16 protein-coding genes are annotated in these 13,672 nt (G+C 68.0%); 8 read left to right on the forward strand and 8 right to left on the reverse strand.

Translation table 11 applies throughout. The annotated features are described in order from the left end of the window. Positions 1 to 35: 35 nt before the first annotated feature. A complete protein-coding gene (gene purH, locus NDI56_RS01045) occupies positions 36 to 1,616 on the reverse strand; it encodes a bifunctional phosphoribosylaminoimidazolecarboxamide formyltransferase/IMP cyclohydrolase (protein ID WP_310917551.1) in 1,581 nt (526 codons plus the stop codon). A gap of 125 nt (positions 1,617 to 1,741) precedes the next feature. Between purH and NDI56_RS01050 the strand changes: the two genes are divergently transcribed. The 4 genes from NDI56_RS01050 to purB all read left to right on the forward strand — a co-directional run bounded on the left by NDI56_RS01050 (position 1,742) and on the right by purB (position 4,692). Further along, the gene (locus NDI56_RS01050) at positions 1,742 to 2,071 is read left to right on the forward strand and encodes a DUF7344 domain-containing protein (RefSeq protein WP_310917552.1); all 330 of its coding nucleotides are present in this window, start codon (positions 1,742 to 1,744) and stop codon (positions 2,069 to 2,071) included. A gap of 69 nt (positions 2,072 to 2,140) precedes the next feature. Further along, a complete protein-coding gene (locus tag NDI56_RS01055) occupies positions 2,141 to 2,689 on the forward strand; it encodes a hypothetical protein (RefSeq protein WP_310917553.1) in 549 nt (182 codons plus the stop codon). A 52-nt stretch (positions 2,690 to 2,741) separates the two neighbouring features. Then, positions 2,742 to 3,101, forward strand: coding sequence for a DsrE family protein (locus NDI56_RS01060; protein ID WP_310917554.1), 360 nt, complete (start codon positions 2,742 to 2,744; stop codon positions 3,099 to 3,101). A gap of 208 nt (positions 3,102 to 3,309) precedes the next feature. After that, the gene (gene purB / locus NDI56_RS01065) at positions 3,310 to 4,692 is read left to right on the forward strand and encodes an adenylosuccinate lyase (protein WP_310917555.1); all 1,383 of its coding nucleotides are present in this window, start codon (positions 3,310 to 3,312) and stop codon (positions 4,690 to 4,692) included. Between the two features lie 70 nt (positions 4,693 to 4,762). On the opposite strand, the gene NDI56_RS01070 is transcribed toward purB, so the two are convergent. After that, positions 4,763 to 4,987, reverse strand: coding sequence for a HalOD1 output domain-containing protein (locus NDI56_RS01070; protein WP_310917556.1), 225 nt, complete (start codon positions 4,985 to 4,987; stop codon positions 4,763 to 4,765). 110 nt (positions 4,988 to 5,097) lie between these two features. Between NDI56_RS01070 and NDI56_RS21705 the strand changes: the two genes are divergently transcribed. Then, a complete protein-coding gene (locus tag NDI56_RS21705) occupies positions 5,098 to 5,346 on the forward strand; it encodes a hypothetical protein (protein ID WP_417935937.1) in 249 nt (82 codons plus the stop codon). Positions 5,347 to 5,395: 49 nt separating this feature from the next. Next, positions 5,396 to 6,016, forward strand: coding sequence for a phosphoribosyltransferase (locus tag NDI56_RS01080; RefSeq protein WP_310917557.1), 621 nt, complete (start codon positions 5,396 to 5,398; stop codon positions 6,014 to 6,016). On the opposite strand, the gene NDI56_RS01085 is transcribed toward NDI56_RS01080, so the two are convergent. Beyond that, on the reverse strand, positions 6,005 to 7,210 hold the full coding sequence (locus NDI56_RS01085; RefSeq protein ID WP_310917558.1) for a M20 family metallopeptidase: 1,206 nt from the start codon (positions 7,208 to 7,210) through the stop codon (positions 6,005 to 6,007). The two genes, NDI56_RS01080 and NDI56_RS01085, sit on opposite strands and share 12 nt — an antisense overlap. Then, positions 7,207 to 8,442, reverse strand: coding sequence for a diaminopimelate decarboxylase (gene lysA / locus NDI56_RS01090; RefSeq protein WP_310917559.1), 1,236 nt, complete (start codon positions 8,440 to 8,442; stop codon positions 7,207 to 7,209). The genes NDI56_RS01085 and lysA overlap by 4 nt, the downstream gene beginning before the upstream one ends. Positions 8,443 to 8,624: 182 nt before the next feature. On the opposite strand from lysA, the gene NDI56_RS01095 reads away from it, so the two are divergent. Then, entirely contained in the window at positions 8,625 to 9,968 is a 1,344-nt protein-coding gene (locus NDI56_RS01095) for a protein kinase family protein (RefSeq protein WP_310917560.1), read from the forward strand. An 83-nt stretch (positions 9,969 to 10,051) separates the two neighbouring features. Here NDI56_RS01095 and NDI56_RS01100 read toward each other — a convergent pair whose 3' ends face one another. The 4 genes from NDI56_RS01100 to dapA all read right to left on the reverse strand — a co-directional run bounded on the left by NDI56_RS01100 (position 10,052) and on the right by dapA (position 12,897). Next, complete coding sequence (locus tag NDI56_RS01100) at positions 10,052 to 10,891, reverse strand: 2,3,4,5-tetrahydropyridine-2,6-dicarboxylate N-succinyltransferase (RefSeq protein ID WP_310917561.1); 840 nt, start codon at positions 10,889 to 10,891, stop codon at positions 10,052 to 10,054. Positions 10,892 to 11,018: 127 nt separating this feature from the next. Further along, positions 11,019 to 11,141: a hypothetical protein gene (locus tag NDI56_RS01105; RefSeq protein ID WP_310917562.1), complete on the reverse strand. Its 123-nt coding sequence runs from the start codon at positions 11,139 to 11,141 to the stop codon at positions 11,019 to 11,021. A gap of 77 nt (positions 11,142 to 11,218) precedes the next feature. Further along, entirely contained in the window at positions 11,219 to 11,974 is a 756-nt protein-coding gene (gene dapB / locus NDI56_RS01110; RefSeq protein ID WP_310917563.1) for a 4-hydroxy-tetrahydrodipicolinate reductase, read from the reverse strand. After that, positions 11,971 to 12,897, reverse strand: coding sequence for a 4-hydroxy-tetrahydrodipicolinate synthase (dapA, locus tag NDI56_RS01115; RefSeq protein WP_310917564.1), 927 nt, complete (start codon positions 12,895 to 12,897; stop codon positions 11,971 to 11,973). Before dapA ends, dapB begins: the two co-directional genes overlap by 4 nt. Positions 12,898 to 13,160: 263 nt before the next feature. On the opposite strand from dapA, the gene NDI56_RS01120 reads away from it, so the two are divergent. After that, a complete protein-coding gene (locus NDI56_RS01120) occupies positions 13,161 to 13,658 on the forward strand; it encodes a LabA-like NYN domain-containing protein (RefSeq protein ID WP_310917565.1) in 498 nt (165 codons plus the stop codon). The last annotated feature ends 14 nt before the right edge of the window (positions 13,659 to 13,672 follow it).

The following is a 13,672-nucleotide window of genomic DNA, read 5'->3' on the forward strand; positions in this document are numbered from 1 at the left end:
GTGGCCCCGCCTTCACGCGAGCGCACGCGCTCCCGTCAGTCGTGTCTGAAGGACCGCTGACCGGTCATGACCATCGCCATGTCGTGTTCGTCGGCGGCCTCGACGACGCTCTCGTCGTTTTTCGAGCCGCCGGGCTGGATGACGGCCTCGATGCCCGCTTTCGCCGCCTCCTCGATACCGTCCGGGAACGGGAAGAAGGCGTCCGACGCCATCACGGCGCCCTCGGCGTCCTTGCCCTCGGCGTGTTCGTCGGCTTTCATCGCGGCGAGTCGGACGGCGTCGACGCGGGAGACCTGGCCCATTCCGATGCCGACCGTCTCGGTGCCTTTCGCGAAGAGGATGCCGTTCGATTTGACGTGTTTCAGCGTGTGCCAGGCGAAGAGCATCGATTCGAGCTGTTCGTCGGTCGGAACCCGGTCGGTGACGACTTCGAGGTCGTCGACGGTGAGATGCTGGGTGTCCCGTTGCTGGACCAGCCGGCCCCCGACGAGAGGCTTCTCGGTCAGCGTGTCCGTCACCTCGAAGTTGTCGTTCACGTCCAGCACCCGGAGGTTCTCCTTCTCGAAGAGCACGTCGAGCGCGGCGTCGGTGTAGCCCGGCGCGACGACGACTTCCTTGAACGAGTCGGTAATCTGCTCCGCGGTGGCGGTGTCACACTCGCGGTTGAGGGCGACGATACCGCCGAAGGCGCTCATCGGGTCCGTCGAGAGGGCCTTGCCGTAGGCCTCGGCCACGGAGTCGGCGGTCGCACAGCCCGCGGGGTTGGTGTGTTTGATGACCGCGGCGGCGGGCTCGTCGAACTCCTTTATCAGGTTCAGCGCGCCGTCGGCGTCGTTGTAGTTGTTGTAGGACAGCGCCTTCGCGCCCTCGTTGAGCTGGTCGGCGTGGACGACGCTGGCCTCTGATACCGTGGTGTCGGCGTACAGCGCGGCGTCCTGATGGGGGTTCTCCCCGTAGCGGAGGTCCGCCGCCCGGTCGTCGGAGACGAGCCGTCGCGCGGGGAACTCCCCGCCCTCGTCCCCGTCGACGTCGACGGTGCCGGTCTCCCAGTCGACCTCGACGCGGTCCTCGGTGAACCACTTGACGACACGGGGGTAAGCGGTGAACTCGCCCTCGTAGAGGACGCGTTCTTTCAGCGCGTCGACGTCGTCGCCCTCGACGACCGGAATCGGTTCCTGCGTGACGATGGGGCCGCCGTCGACCGTCTCGTCGACGACGTGGACCGTACAGCCCGTCACCTTCACGCCCGCCTCCAGTACCTGCTCGTGGGTGTCCATCCCCGGGAAGTTCGGGAGCAGGGAGGGGTGGACGTTCAGCGTCGTCGGCGCGCCCTCGATGAACGTCTCGCTCAGAATGCGCATGTATCCATCGAGCGTCACCAGTTCGAAGTCGTAGTCGGCCAGCGCGTCGAGGACCCGCTCCTCGTGGGCCTCGCGGGACTCGTCGTCGCCCCGTTCGACGACCTCGGTCGGGATGCCACGCTCCGCTGCCGCCTCCAGGACGGGCGCGTCGGCGTCGTTCGTCAGGACGACGGCGAACTCGGCGCCACCCGGTGCGCGGTCGGCGATGTTCAGGAGATTCCGGCCACGGTTGCTGGCCATACCGGCGAGTTTCATATCTGTGTGGGTGCGGTCGGCGCGCAAAGTAGTTGCGAAACGGCCACTGGCCGGCGCGGGTATCAATATCGACAACGGCCAGAAGTGGCAGTATAATTAACTACACCTGTGGTAAATTAAGCGCCATGCCGCCGAAATCCTGTTATCCGGACAAGGCACCCGTCGTCGACCAGCTGCTAGACACTCTCTGTCACGCCATACGGCGCGAGGTAATACACTACTTCGAGAACTGCACCGGGTCGGAGACGGCGTCGCTGGCCGACCTGGCCGAACGGCTCACCAGCCGCGTTCCGTCCGCGACCGACCAGTCGATACGGGTCGAACTCAGTCACGTCCATCTCCCGAAACTCAGTCAGCGAGGCTGGCTCGACTACGACGGAGACACCGGGCACATCGAGTATCACGGGCACGCGGATGCGAAACAGTTGCTGGGTGAGGTACGTACCGTCTTCTGACTCGGCAGACGGCCCGGCGGGCGGTACACAGTCCGATGTCCATTAGTAGCGCGGCGACCACTCGCCGGTATGTCGAAGCTTCGCTGTCAGCGCGCTGGACTGGTCGGCGCCGCCGGCGGACTCGTGTGGCTCGCGTGGGCCGTCGCGCTCGGTCTGACCGGTCGCGAGAGCGACGCGGTCCTGACCGTCGTGGCTCTCTCGACTGTGGCCCTCGTCGTCGGGCACTACGCCGTCGAGAGCTTCTACGGGGCGCGCATGAAGCGGCCCGGTACCGCCGGCGCGTGGCTCGGTGCCATCGGCGGGGTCGTCTTCGCGCTCGGACAGGGCCTCCGTGTGGCGACTGGCGGCGGCGAGATCGTCGTCGGTCTCGGTGTGCTCGCCTTCGTCAGCGGCTCCCTGCTGGTCAGTGTCGGCCTCGTCAGGACCCGTATCCAGCCGCCGTGGCTCGGGGTCGTGCTCCTCGTGGGGACGCTCCTCTTTCTCGGGTTCGACATCTCGCCGTGGGCCGCGGTGCCCTACGGCCTGGCCTGGGTGGCACTCGGCGGGGACCTCTACCGCTACGACCCGCCGGACGGCCGGTTCGGGGAGGCGAGCGGCGACTACGGGTGGCTCTCCTGAGCCGACGCACACCGCCCGTGGCTATTTGTCGGTTCCGCCGAGAACAAGAGCCATGAGCAGCCACAGTTCGATTCTGGTACACGTCTCCGCCGACGATATCGGCGACTGGCAGATGGCGCTGCGGAACCTCGCGAACCTCGTCAACGACGACTCCGTCGAGACGCCGCCGGAGCTGATGGAAGTCGTCGTCAACGGGCCCGGGGTCCGCTTTCTCCTCGGAACCAGCCCCGAGGCCGCGAAGGTGACGCGGATGGCGGAGGCGGGCGTCGAAATCGCCGCCTGTGCGAACTCGCTGGACCGATTTGGCCACGCCCCACAGGAGCTCGCGACCGGCGTGACGACCGTCAGGTCCGGCGTGGCCGAGGTCGTGCGCGTCCAGCAGCGGGGCGACACCTATCTGAAGCTGCCCTAACGGGGACACTACCGACTGATAGTGATTCGCGTAGCGATTTACCGGTATGCACCGACCCCAGGGTCGGTGCTACCGTCCATAATCTACGATAATCACTGTGATACATCTCGGAAACAGCCGCCACGGATACGCTCGCGGACGTGTTTTCCACCGTCCCGCCGGCAGTGTGAGTCGACACGCTTTTTCGGGTCTCCGGCAACTCTCCGGTATGACTGACAGAGGGCCACTCGCCGCCGTCTCGCCGCTGGACGGCCGGTACGCCCGCTACACCGAGCCGCTCGTCCCGTACGCCAGCGAGCGGGCGCTCATGCGCGCCCGCGTCGAAGTCGAAGTGGAGTATCTCCTCGCGCTGGCCGACCTCGACGCCACGCCGCTGACCGTCTCCGACGACCAGCGAGCCGCGCTTCGCGACCTGTACGACGCTTTCGACGACGAGGACGCGAGCGTCGTCAAGCGACTGGAGACGGAGGGGTACGGCGAGTACTCGGCAACGAACCACGACGTGAAAGCCATCGAGTACTTCATCCGTCTGGGGATGCCCGACGGGCTGGACGCCGACCACTGGATTCACTTCGGGCTCACGAGCGAGGACGTGAACAACCTCGCTCACCGCCTGCTGGTCAAACCCGCCGCCGAGGACGTGCTGGTGCCCGAACTCCGCGCCATCAGGGACACGCTGGTCGAGATGGCCCACGACTACGGCGACCTGGCGATGCTCGCCCGGACCCACGGCCAGCCCGCGACGCCGACGACCTTCGGCAAGGAGATGGCCGTCTACGCCTCACGGCTCGGACAGGCCATCGCGCGAATCGAGCGCGCGGCCGACGCCCTCTCCGGGAAACTCGCTGGCGCCTCGGGGACCTACGCGGCCCATCACGCCGCCTACCCGGACGTCGACTGGCCCGCCTTCGCCCGCGAGTTCGTCGCCTCGCTCGGGCTGGACCACGAACCGCTGACGACGCAGGTCAACCCCTGTGACGACCTCGAAGTCCTCTTCGATGCGGTGCGGGGCGCGAACAACGTCCTGCTGGATATGGACCGGGACATGTGGCTCTACGTCTCCGACCGCTACCTCGGGCAACAGACCGTCGAGGGCGAGACCGGCTCCTCGACGATGCCACACAAGGTCAATCCCATCGACTTCGAGAACAGCGAGGGGAACCTCTCGAAGGCGAACTCGGACCTCGTCTTCCTTGGCGATTACGTCACCAACTCCCGGCTCCAGCGGGACCTCTCGGACTCGACGGTCAAGCGAAACGTCGGTTCGGCCTTTGCCTACTGTCTCATCGCGTACGGGAAGTGCCAGAACGGGCTGGCGAAGGTCGTCCCGAACGAGCAGGTGATGGCCGAGGAACTGGCCGACACGCCCGAGATAATCGGCGAGGCCGTCCAGACTATCCTGCGGCGCGAGGGCCACGACGACGCCTACGAACAGGTCAAGAAGGCCACGCGGGGCAAGGACGTGACTATCGAGGACTTCCGTGCGATGTTCGCGGAGCTGGACGTGAGCGACGACGTGCGGGCGGAGCTCGACGCGCTGACGCCTGCGGGATACACCGGTCTCGCGGCGCAGCTGGCGGAGCAAGCGTAGCCGTGTGTCAACACTAACGTCGCTTCGTCGAACCGCCCTACTCGCAGCTGGGCCCCGACGGACCGGCCGCTCACTCGACAGACGGTTCGAGCGAAACGTCGCCGTCGCTGCTGACAGTCACCTCGTAGCCCTGGTACTCGAAGGTGACGTGGCCGGTCGTGTCACGGAAGAGTCGGTCGAGCGCGTCACCGTCGAGCGCGTCGAACAGCGGCTCCCTGAGTGCTGCCGGCTCGATACCTTCTGAACGCGCCACGGCCAGGACGACCGCCCGCTCCAAACCCACATTATCTTTCATGTTTTTTAGAAATTCGTCATCGTATGAATATCTGGTCCCAAATTGTTTCGGCCCACTCGAACGGACCGCTAACGCAACTCTCAGGGTTCTTCCGACCAACCGGTCGGTAGATGGTTCTGGACACTGACTCACGCGTGCTGACGCTGGCGTTCGCCCGCATGGCCGACGCGCTGGGCAACTTCTTTCTCATCATCGTCCTGCCGCTGTCCATCGCCAGTGGCCGGGTGACTCTCTCCGGTATCGCCGTCGCGCTCGTGTTCGCCCCGTCGCTGGCGCTCGCGGGTGACCTCGCGGGCGAGCGCGGCTCCGGGACGACTCTCTCGGTCGACGCGGACGGGCCGGCCACGCCACAGGACTGACACCGGCCCGACCGCAGGGATTAACTCCGGGACAGTCGTATCTGTTGACATGTTCACGGACCGCACGGACGCCGGTGAGCAACTCGCCGCGGAGCTCCGTCGGCTGGACCTCGACGCCGATATCGTGCTGGGGATTCCACGCGGCGGGCTCCCTATCGCCCGTCCCGTCGCGGACGCCCTCGACGTGCCACTGGACGTGGTCGTGGCGAGCAAGGTCGGCGCGCCGGGGAACCCGGAACTGGCGGTCGCCGCCGTCGCCGACGACGGGACCACGTGGCGAAACGACTCGCTCATCGGGTCGCTCGACCTGCCGATGGGGTATCTGGAGGACGAAACCGAGCACGAACAGCGGGCCGCCCGGGAGAAGCGCCAGCGCTACCGCGACGGGCGACCCCCGCTCGACCTCGCCGGCGAGGACGTTCTCATCGTCGACGACGGGCTGGCCACCGGCGCGACGATGTTCGCCTGCGTCCAGCGCGTCCGTGCGGCCGGCGCCGCGAGCGTCGTCGCCGCGGTCCCGGTCGGCTCGCCCCGGACCGCCGAGGAACTTGACCGCATGGTCGACCGGCTTGTCGTCCTTGCGACGCCACAGCGGTTCTCCGCGGTCGGACAGTTCTACCGGGACTTCTCGCAGGTCACCGACGAGCAAGCGATGGCGCTACTCGACTAGCCGCGCGACGGTCTCACGCACCGCGCGGGCGGCGGTGCGGACCTCGGAGAGCCGGACGTACTCGCGTTTCGAGTGGGCGACCGCGCCGACCTCGTCCGTCAGGACGCCCGGGCCGAAGACGACGGTCGGCCCGTGGGGCGCGAAGTAGGAGGCCTCCGTCGCGGCCTCGAAGGGCCGGACGGCGCCGCCGCTTGCGGCCCCCAGTAGCTGCACCAGCTCGGCGTCCTCGTCCGTGGCGAAGGCCTCGGGGAAGGGCGTGTCGGGGCGGATGAGCGCCACGTCCAGCGACATCGACCCGGGGAGCCACTGGGAGAGGTGCGTTTCGAGGGCCCCACAGAACTCCTCGCTGGTCTCCGGCGGCACCGAGCGCCGGTCGAACGTGATGGTACACTCGGCGGGTATCTGGTTGGTCGCCTCCCCGCCCTCGACCATGGAGGGTGTCAGGATGGGGCGACCCAGCGTCTCGTGGTCGTCGGGGCCCTTGGTTTCGTCGTAGCTCTCCATCGCCTGCAGAATCGGGGCAGCCGCCCGGACGGCGTTCAGGCCGCTGCCCGGGTCCGCGGCGTGGGCGCTCTCGCCGTGAATCGTCACTGTCCCCTCGAACTGCCCCTTCGCGGCGGTACAGACGTCGAGCCCGGTCGGCTCGCCGACGATGTAGCCGTCGGCGTCGATGGTCTCGGCGAGGTGTGCGCCGCCGGTCTGGGTCGTCTCCTCGTCGATGGACACCGCGAGGGTCACCGCGCCCGCGTCCGGCTCGACGGTGAGGAAGGCGTCGAGCAGCGCCGCGAGGGGTCCCTTCGCGTCACACGACCCCCGGCCACAGACGACGTCGCCGGTGAGTCCGTCGCTGTCTCGCGGTTGTGCCGCCTGGCTGTCCGAGGCGCTTCGCGCCGGGCCGGTCCCGTCGATCCGCTCGTCGCCCGGGGGCTGCTCGCGGCGCTCGTAGGGGAGGTGGGGCGGCACCGTGTCGATGTGGGTGTTCAGGACCAGGTGGGTCCCGTCGGCGGCGGCCGCGGCGTCGGGGTCGCTCGCGCCGACGGTGGCGACGACGTTGCCGAGGTCGTCGACCGACGGGGTCACGCCCGCACGGTCCAGCGTCGCCACGAGGAGGTCACGCATCGGTCCCACGTCCGCTGTCGAGTCTGTCTCGACGGCCGTCCGGTGAAACGCCGTCAGGTCGAAGCCGACGCTCATCGTTCCATGCGGGTCACGTCGGCCAGCGTCTCCCGCTCGCGGACGACGCGGCTCTCGTCGCCCTCGATGGCGACCTCCGCGGGCCGGGGCTGGGAGTGGAACTGGTTCGCCAGCTCGTAGCCGTAGGCGCCGGCGTTGCCGATGGCCAGCAGGTCCTCCCGTTCCGGGCGGGCGATCGGCCGGTCGGTACAGAACACGTCGGCGCTCGTACAGCAGGGGCCGCCCACGGAGACCGGCTCCGCCTCCCGGTCGGGGGCCGTGACGTTCCGAATCGGGTGGTAGGAGCCGAACATCGCCGGGCGGATGAGCGTCGCCAGCGACGCGTCGACGCCGACGACGGTGGCCGCGGGGGCCTCCTTGACCGTGTTGACCTCGCTGAGGATGAGCTCCGCGTCGGCGACCACGTAGCGGCCGGGTTCGAGCTTTATCTGGGCGTCCAGTCCGCCGACGGCGTCGCGGACCTTCTCGCCGACGACGTCCATCTCCAGTGGCGCCTCGTCCTCGCGGTAGGGCACGCCGAAGCCACCGCCGAAGTCCACGAAGTCCAGCGGTGTCACGCCGGTCTCGACCGTGCGCCCCATCTCCGCGACCTTCCCGATGGCGCGACAGTGGTCGTCGAGGTCGTCGTGCAAGACGCCGCTGCCGGCGTGGGCGTGGATGCCCACGAGGTCGAAGCGGTCGGCCACGTCTTCGGCCACCTCGGGCACCTGCTCGTATGGGATGCCGAACTTGGCGTCCTTCCCCGTGGCAACCTTCTCGTGGTGGCCGGTGCCGATACCGGGATTGATGCGGACCGCCACGCGGCCGTCGTACCCCCGTTCTTCGAGGCGGTCGAAGGTGTCGCGCGCGCCGCCGGTGATAGTGAGGCCGGGGTTCTCCCCGGCCAGCTCGACGGCGTAGTCGAGGTCCGCGTCCGGCGGGTTCACGGCGGTGTACTGGAGCGTGCTCGGGTCCGCGCCGGCCTGCACTGCCCGCTGGAGTTCGCCGGCGGCGGCACACTCGATGTCCGCGCCCGTCTCCAGCAGCGTTTCGAGCACGGCGCGGCCGGTGTGGGCCTTCGCGGCGTACATGACGTGGGCGTCGGGAAACGCCGACGCGAAGCGCTCGTAGTTCCGTGCGACCCGGTCCAGGTCGACGACGTACAGCGGCGTCCCGTGGTCGGCCGCCAGCCGACCGAGCCGGTCGTGGTCCCAGTCCGCGAGGCGACGGACCGGCGGCGAGTCCTGACTCATTGGCCCAACAACAGCGGTGGCGGCTAACAAGCGTTCCGTTTCGGGCGACGCTGTCCGCGCGGCCGTCTGCTCTCTCCCGGGAACGGCCACGCTAATCGGGCTGACGGGACCGACCCGCACCCAAACCTATTTTTGCTCCAACAATAGACTCTCCGAACGAACGGGGTGGTACCAGATATATCATGCAACCGGACATCCCACGACGGCCGCCGCTGGAACTCGTCAAGCAGAGGAGCCTCTGGGTCGTCGAGGACTACCGCAAGGGGTCGCGGACGGGCAAGACACACGCCACGCTCGACTCCCGACTGAGCGCACTGCGATACGCGAAATCGAAGATGGAGGCCGACCGCCACCCGTGTCTCGTCCGCTGGGACACGCCCCGCAGCGTCGGCGGGCTCTACTGGAATCCGCTGTTTGACTGCCTCACAGTCAGACGCGACGACCTGGTCGGCGGGTGGACCGTCGTCCCGCAGGCGGGGACCTGTGCGATGACCGCCGCCGAGTCGCGCGAGGCGGCCGCGGACCGCGCCAAGAAGCTCCAGCGACTGTACGACTTCAAACAGCTGCGCGTCTACGACGGCCGGGACGAGGAGTACGAGGCGCGCGACCACCGCTTTCTGCGCAACGACATCACGCGGTCGGGCGTTCGCTTCGACGCGGAGGCGGTCGCCGAGCCCGCGGCACCGGACGAACCCGACCCCGGGACGGCGTCGGCAGCCGAACCGGCGGGTCCCTCGGACGTCGGAACGGTCGGACCCGCCAGCCCGGGTCAGCTCGGGGCCTCCGTCCCCGACGTGACGCAGGTCGAGTTCACCGACACCGACGGCGCGGTCCATCTGTACTCGACGCCCTGGAGCGGCGGCACTCGGGCCCAGATTGTCACAGTCTCGCGGAAGCACGCGACCGACGACGGCGTCCCCGAGGCCTTCGCTGGTGTGTTCGAGCGCTGGCAGGCTCACGACGATGCGCCCCACGTGGCCTCCATCTACGAGTCCGGCACCGACCCCACGTCGTGGGTCGCCTACCGAGTCGGTCGGCACACGCTCGCCGATATCGGGACCGAGCTGCCGGCTCGCTCCCGGCTGGAGATTCTCGGCCACGTCGCCGACGCCGTCGGGACGGTCACCGCCGGCTCTGCGCCGACCTGTGGCGTCTCCCCCGATACCATCCACCTGCTGGAATCCGACGGGAGCCGCCGCGCCACGGTCGCGGACTGGGGTATCGAGTGGACCGTTAGAGACGCTCTCGGTCTGGATACCAGCGGCCCCTACACCGCGCCGGAACAGCTCGACGGCCGACTGACGCCGACGACGCCGGTGTACCAGCTCGGCGCCGTCGCCTACTGGCTCCTCTGTGCGTCGACCCCGCCCGACCGTCCGTCGCCGGACGTCGGGTCGATTCCGCGTCCGATTCAGGGCATCTCCAAGCGCGTCAAACCCCATCTCGCGCGGGCGCTTCTGGCCGACCCCGACGAGCGGTTCGACACCGCCGAGGCGTTCTACGGGGCGCTGGTCGACGCGGCGTAGCGGGATATCGACCCCGCCGCTGCTCGCGGGTCGCTCCGCTCCCCGCTCGCAATCCGAGACGTCTCGCTTCGCTCGACGTCTCGCTAGTCCCGAAGCGCGTCTTCTCGCTCCGTCGCTTCGAGCGTCTCCTCTTCGACGTCGGTCGCGACGACTGCGGGCTTGTAGGCGCCGCCGGGGATGAGGTCGTGCTCGCCGACCGACGAATCGACGAACCGCTGGAAGGCCCGCCGCTCCGGCGGGAGTTCGCCGTACAGCACTTCCTCCTCGACGAGGTCGTAGACGGGAATACGCGGCGTCAGCAGCGTGTTCTCGCCGACGACGGACCCTTCGCCGACGACGAAGCCGCTGGTGACGCGACAGCCGGCGCCCAGCGACACGTCGTCCTCGACGATGACGGGCGCGCTCTCGACCGGTTCGAGGACGCCGCCGATGAGCGTGTTCGCGCCGAGCTTGACGTTCTCGCCTATCTGTGCACAGGAGCCGACGGTGTCACAGGAGTCGATGAGAGTGCCGTCGCCGACGTGTGCGCCGATATTGACGAAGGAGGGCGACATCATGATGCAGTCCTCGCCGAGGTACGCGCCCCGGCGGATAGTCGTCCCGTCGGGCGTGTTGCGGGTCCCCCGGTCGCCGAGGTCACCGGTGTCACGCAGCGGGAGCACGTCGTGGTACGTGACGCCGCCGTGTTCGCGCTCGTGGGTCCGCCGGAAGGCGAAGTTCAGCAGGATACCCTGTTTGACCCACTCGTTTACCGTCCACTCACCGTCTTCCTTCTCGGCGGCGCGGACGTCGCCGTTTTCCAGCGCCGTCAGGAAGTCGTCGAGCGTATCCAGTTGCGGCGGCTCGATGTCCTCGACGGTGGCGCCCTGTTCGTACGCTGTCCAGAGGTCTCCGACGTTGCGCTGCAGGTCCTGTCCGAGCATCTTGCTCGGCGGTACCGCCTCCGAACGTATAGCGCCACTGGATTCGGCCAAAGCGGACGGCTACTCGTCGGTCGGCCAACGGAGAACTGGTTGGCTGGTCGGGTGGCTGTGCGGACCGTCGGCGGTCTCAGTCGGCGCCCTGGCCGGGGATGTAGCCGCAGTCGGGACAGTGTGTCACTGTCTGTGCCGGCTTGAACTCCCCGGAGCAGTGCGGGCATCTGGACGCTGGCCTGCGGTGTGTCGTAACCATACCCGACGCTGGGGAGTCAGCGCGTATAAGGGTGTGCGTTATATTGACAAGACTATATTAGGAAGATGAGATATGTTTTAGGACGAATCGACGACTTCGCCGAAGTCGTACTGGCCGGCCCCGCGCCCGGCCAGGAACGCCGCGGCGTCCAGCGCGCCGGCAGCGAAGACCGCCCGGTCCTCGGCGTGGTGAGAGAGGGAGAGCACCTCGTCGTTGCCCGCGAGGATGAGCTCGTGCTCGCCGCGGATGTCGCCGGCCCGGCGGGCGAACACGCCGATTTCGTCGTCCGCGCGGGGCGCGTGACCCTCGCGGCCGTACACCGGCTCCACGTCGCGCTCGGACTGGACGACCTCGAGCAGGGTCTTGGCGGTGCCCGAAGGGGCGTCTATCTTCCCGTTGTGATGGCTCTCCATCAGTTCGAGGTCGTAGTCGTCGAGCGCGCGGACGGCCTCCCGGACCGTGCGCTGGAGCACCTGGATGCCCCGCGAGAAGTTCGTCGCCTTCAACAGCGGGACCGACTCGCTCGCCGAATCGAGGGCGGCCAGCCCGTCCTCGTCGAAGCCGGTCGTCCCGACCACGAGGCCGACGCCGGTCTCGACACAGGCCTCGGCGAGCGCCAGCGTCGCCTCGGGGACGGCGAAGTCGACCACGACATCGGCGTCGTGTTCGGCCAGCGCGCCGGCCACGTCCTCGGTGACAACCGGGACGCCCCGTATCTCGCCCGCTTCCGTGCCGAACCCGACGACGACCGACACGTCATCGCGGTCGGCCGCCGTCTCGATGACCGCACGGCCCATGCGACCCGCCGCCCCGTTGACCGCGACCCGTGTCATCGTTCGACCTCGGCGTATTCGTCTTCCAGGTCCTCCGTTTCGAGGGCGGCGAGCACGCCACGTAAGTCGTCGAGATACTCGTCGGCCAGTCGCGACAGCGGCTGGCGAAGGTGGGCCGGGCCGTAGCCGCGGATGCGCATGGCCTCCTTGACCGGAATGGGGTTGGTCTCGACGAACAGCTCGCGAAAGAGCGGGCCGAGCTCGTGGTGAATCGCCCGCGCTCGCTCGTAGTCGCCGGCCAGCCCGGCGCCGACCATCGCACAGGTCCGCTCGGGCTCGACGTTGGCGGCCACGGAGATACAGCCCGCCGCGCCGACCGAGAGCATCGGGAGCGTCATCCCGTCGTCGCCCGAGAGGACCGCGAACGCCTCGTCGCGCGTGCGCTCGATAATCTCCGAGATCTGGTTCATGTCGCCGCTGGCGGCCTTGAACGCCCGGATGTTCTCGTGGCTCGCCAGGGAAACGGCGGTGTCGGGGTCGATGTTGCGGCCCGTGCGCGAGGGGACGTTGTAGACGATCTGCGGGCAGGAAACGGCGTCGGCGATAGTCTCGTAGTGGTCGACCAGCCCGCGCTGTTCGGGCTTGTTGTAGTACGGGGAAATCAGGAGGAGGGCGTCGGCGCCGGCGTCGGCGGCTCGATGGGAGAGCGAGAGGGCCTCACGGGTGTTGTTCGACCCGGTGCCGGCGATGACGGGGACGTCGTCGACGGCGTCGATGACCGCTTCGACGACCTCTATGTGTTCGTCGTGGGTCATCGTCGCCGACTCACCGGTCGAGCCGGCCGGAACCAGCCCGTCGACGCCGGCGGCCTCCAGCCGCTGGGCGTCCCGCCGGAGTGTCTCGAAGTCGATACTGCGGTCCTCGTCGTCGTGGAACGGCGTGCACATCGCGGGGTAGACGCCGTGGAAGTCGATTGCTGTCATTGCTGAGTGGTGTGGTGTCGCTGTGGGATATGTCGTCCGGTTGCAGTCGATACCGCGGAGAAAGCGACCCTTGACGGGTGTGCCATGCCCGCCGAGAGTCAGACGTACGGCTTCGGTTTGGGGACGACGTTGCGGACGCTGGCTCCCGACCGTACCGTGGCCCGACGTCGTCGCATAGCAGGGGACGCGTCCGTGAGCGACTTAGCCCTTTTGCTCCCGGCGAACCCCGAAAACCTATCGGGGTTCGGGAGAGAAATCCCCGTATGACTGTATCGCATCCGGGACAGCGCGTGGCCGTCCTGGCCGACGCGCAGAACCTCTATCACACGGCCCGGAGTCTCTACACGCGTAATATCGACTACTCGGAACTGCTCGAGGCGGCGGTCGACGGTCGGGAACTCACTCGCGCTATCGCCTACGTCATCCGCGCCGACTCCCCGGAGGAGGAGACGTTCTTCGAGGCGCTGACCGACATCGGCTTCGAGACCCGCATCAAGGACATCAAGACGTTCCAGGACGGTTCACAGAAGGCTGACTGGGACGTGGGGATGAGCCTCGACGCGGTCACGCTGGCGAAACACAACGACGCTATCGTGCTCTGTACCGGCGACGGTGACTTCGCCCGCGTCTGTCGCTACGTGCGCCACGAGGGGTGTCGCATCGAGGCGATGGGGTTCGAGGAGTCCTCATCCGAAGACCTCAAATCCGCCGTCGACGGCTTCGTCGACCTGAGTAGCGACTCGGAGAAGTTCTTGCTGTAAGGAGAACGGCGAAC

Origin of the sequence: Halomicroarcula saliterrae (assembly GCF_031624395.1) — an archaeon.
Taxonomy (GTDB): domain Archaea; phylum Halobacteriota; class Halobacteria; order Halobacteriales; family Haloarculaceae; genus Haloarcula; species Haloarcula saliterrae.

Excerpts from the sequence above, each read along its gene's own strand:
- purH (WP_310917551.1), bottom strand. The coding sequence starts at position 1,616 with ATGAAACTCGCCGGTATGGCCAGCAACCGTGGCCGGAATCTCCTGAAC.
- NDI56_RS01050 (WP_310917552.1), top strand. The coding sequence starts at position 1,742 with ATGCCGCCGAAATCCTGTTATCCGGACAAGGCACCCGTCGTCGACCAG.
- NDI56_RS01055 (WP_310917553.1), top strand. The coding sequence starts at position 2,141 with ATGTCGAAGCTTCGCTGTCAGCGCGCTGGACTGGTCGGCGCCGCCGGC.
- NDI56_RS01060 (WP_310917554.1), top strand. The coding sequence starts at position 2,742 with ATGAGCAGCCACAGTTCGATTCTGGTACACGTCTCCGCCGACGATATC.
- purB (WP_310917555.1), top strand. The coding sequence starts at position 3,310 with ATGACTGACAGAGGGCCACTCGCCGCCGTCTCGCCGCTGGACGGCCGG.
- NDI56_RS01070 (WP_310917556.1), bottom strand. The coding sequence starts at position 4,987 with ATGAAAGATAATGTGGGTTTGGAGCGGGCGGTCGTCCTGGCCGTGGCG.
- NDI56_RS21705 (WP_417935937.1), top strand. The coding sequence starts at position 5,098 with ATGGTTCTGGACACTGACTCACGCGTGCTGACGCTGGCGTTCGCCCGC.
- NDI56_RS01080 (WP_310917557.1), top strand. The coding sequence starts at position 5,396 with ATGTTCACGGACCGCACGGACGCCGGTGAGCAACTCGCCGCGGAGCTC.
- NDI56_RS01085 (WP_310917558.1), bottom strand. The coding sequence starts at position 7,210 with ATGAGCGTCGGCTTCGACCTGACGGCGTTTCACCGGACGGCCGTCGAG.
- lysA (WP_310917559.1), bottom strand. The coding sequence starts at position 8,442 with ATGAGTCAGGACTCGCCGCCGGTCCGTCGCCTCGCGGACTGGGACCAC.
- NDI56_RS01095 (WP_310917560.1), top strand. The coding sequence starts at position 8,625 with ATGCAACCGGACATCCCACGACGGCCGCCGCTGGAACTCGTCAAGCAG.
- NDI56_RS01100 (WP_310917561.1), bottom strand. The coding sequence starts at position 10,891 with ATGCTCGGACAGGACCTGCAGCGCAACGTCGGAGACCTCTGGACAGCG.
- NDI56_RS01105 (WP_310917562.1), bottom strand. The coding sequence starts at position 11,141 with ATGGTTACGACACACCGCAGGCCAGCGTCCAGATGCCCGCACTGCTCC.
- dapB (WP_310917563.1), bottom strand. The coding sequence starts at position 11,974 with ATGACACGGGTCGCGGTCAACGGGGCGGCGGGTCGCATGGGCCGTGCG.
- dapA (WP_310917564.1), bottom strand. The coding sequence starts at position 12,897 with ATGACAGCAATCGACTTCCACGGCGTCTACCCCGCGATGTGCACGCCG.
- NDI56_RS01120 (WP_310917565.1), top strand. The coding sequence starts at position 13,161 with ATGACTGTATCGCATCCGGGACAGCGCGTGGCCGTCCTGGCCGACGCG.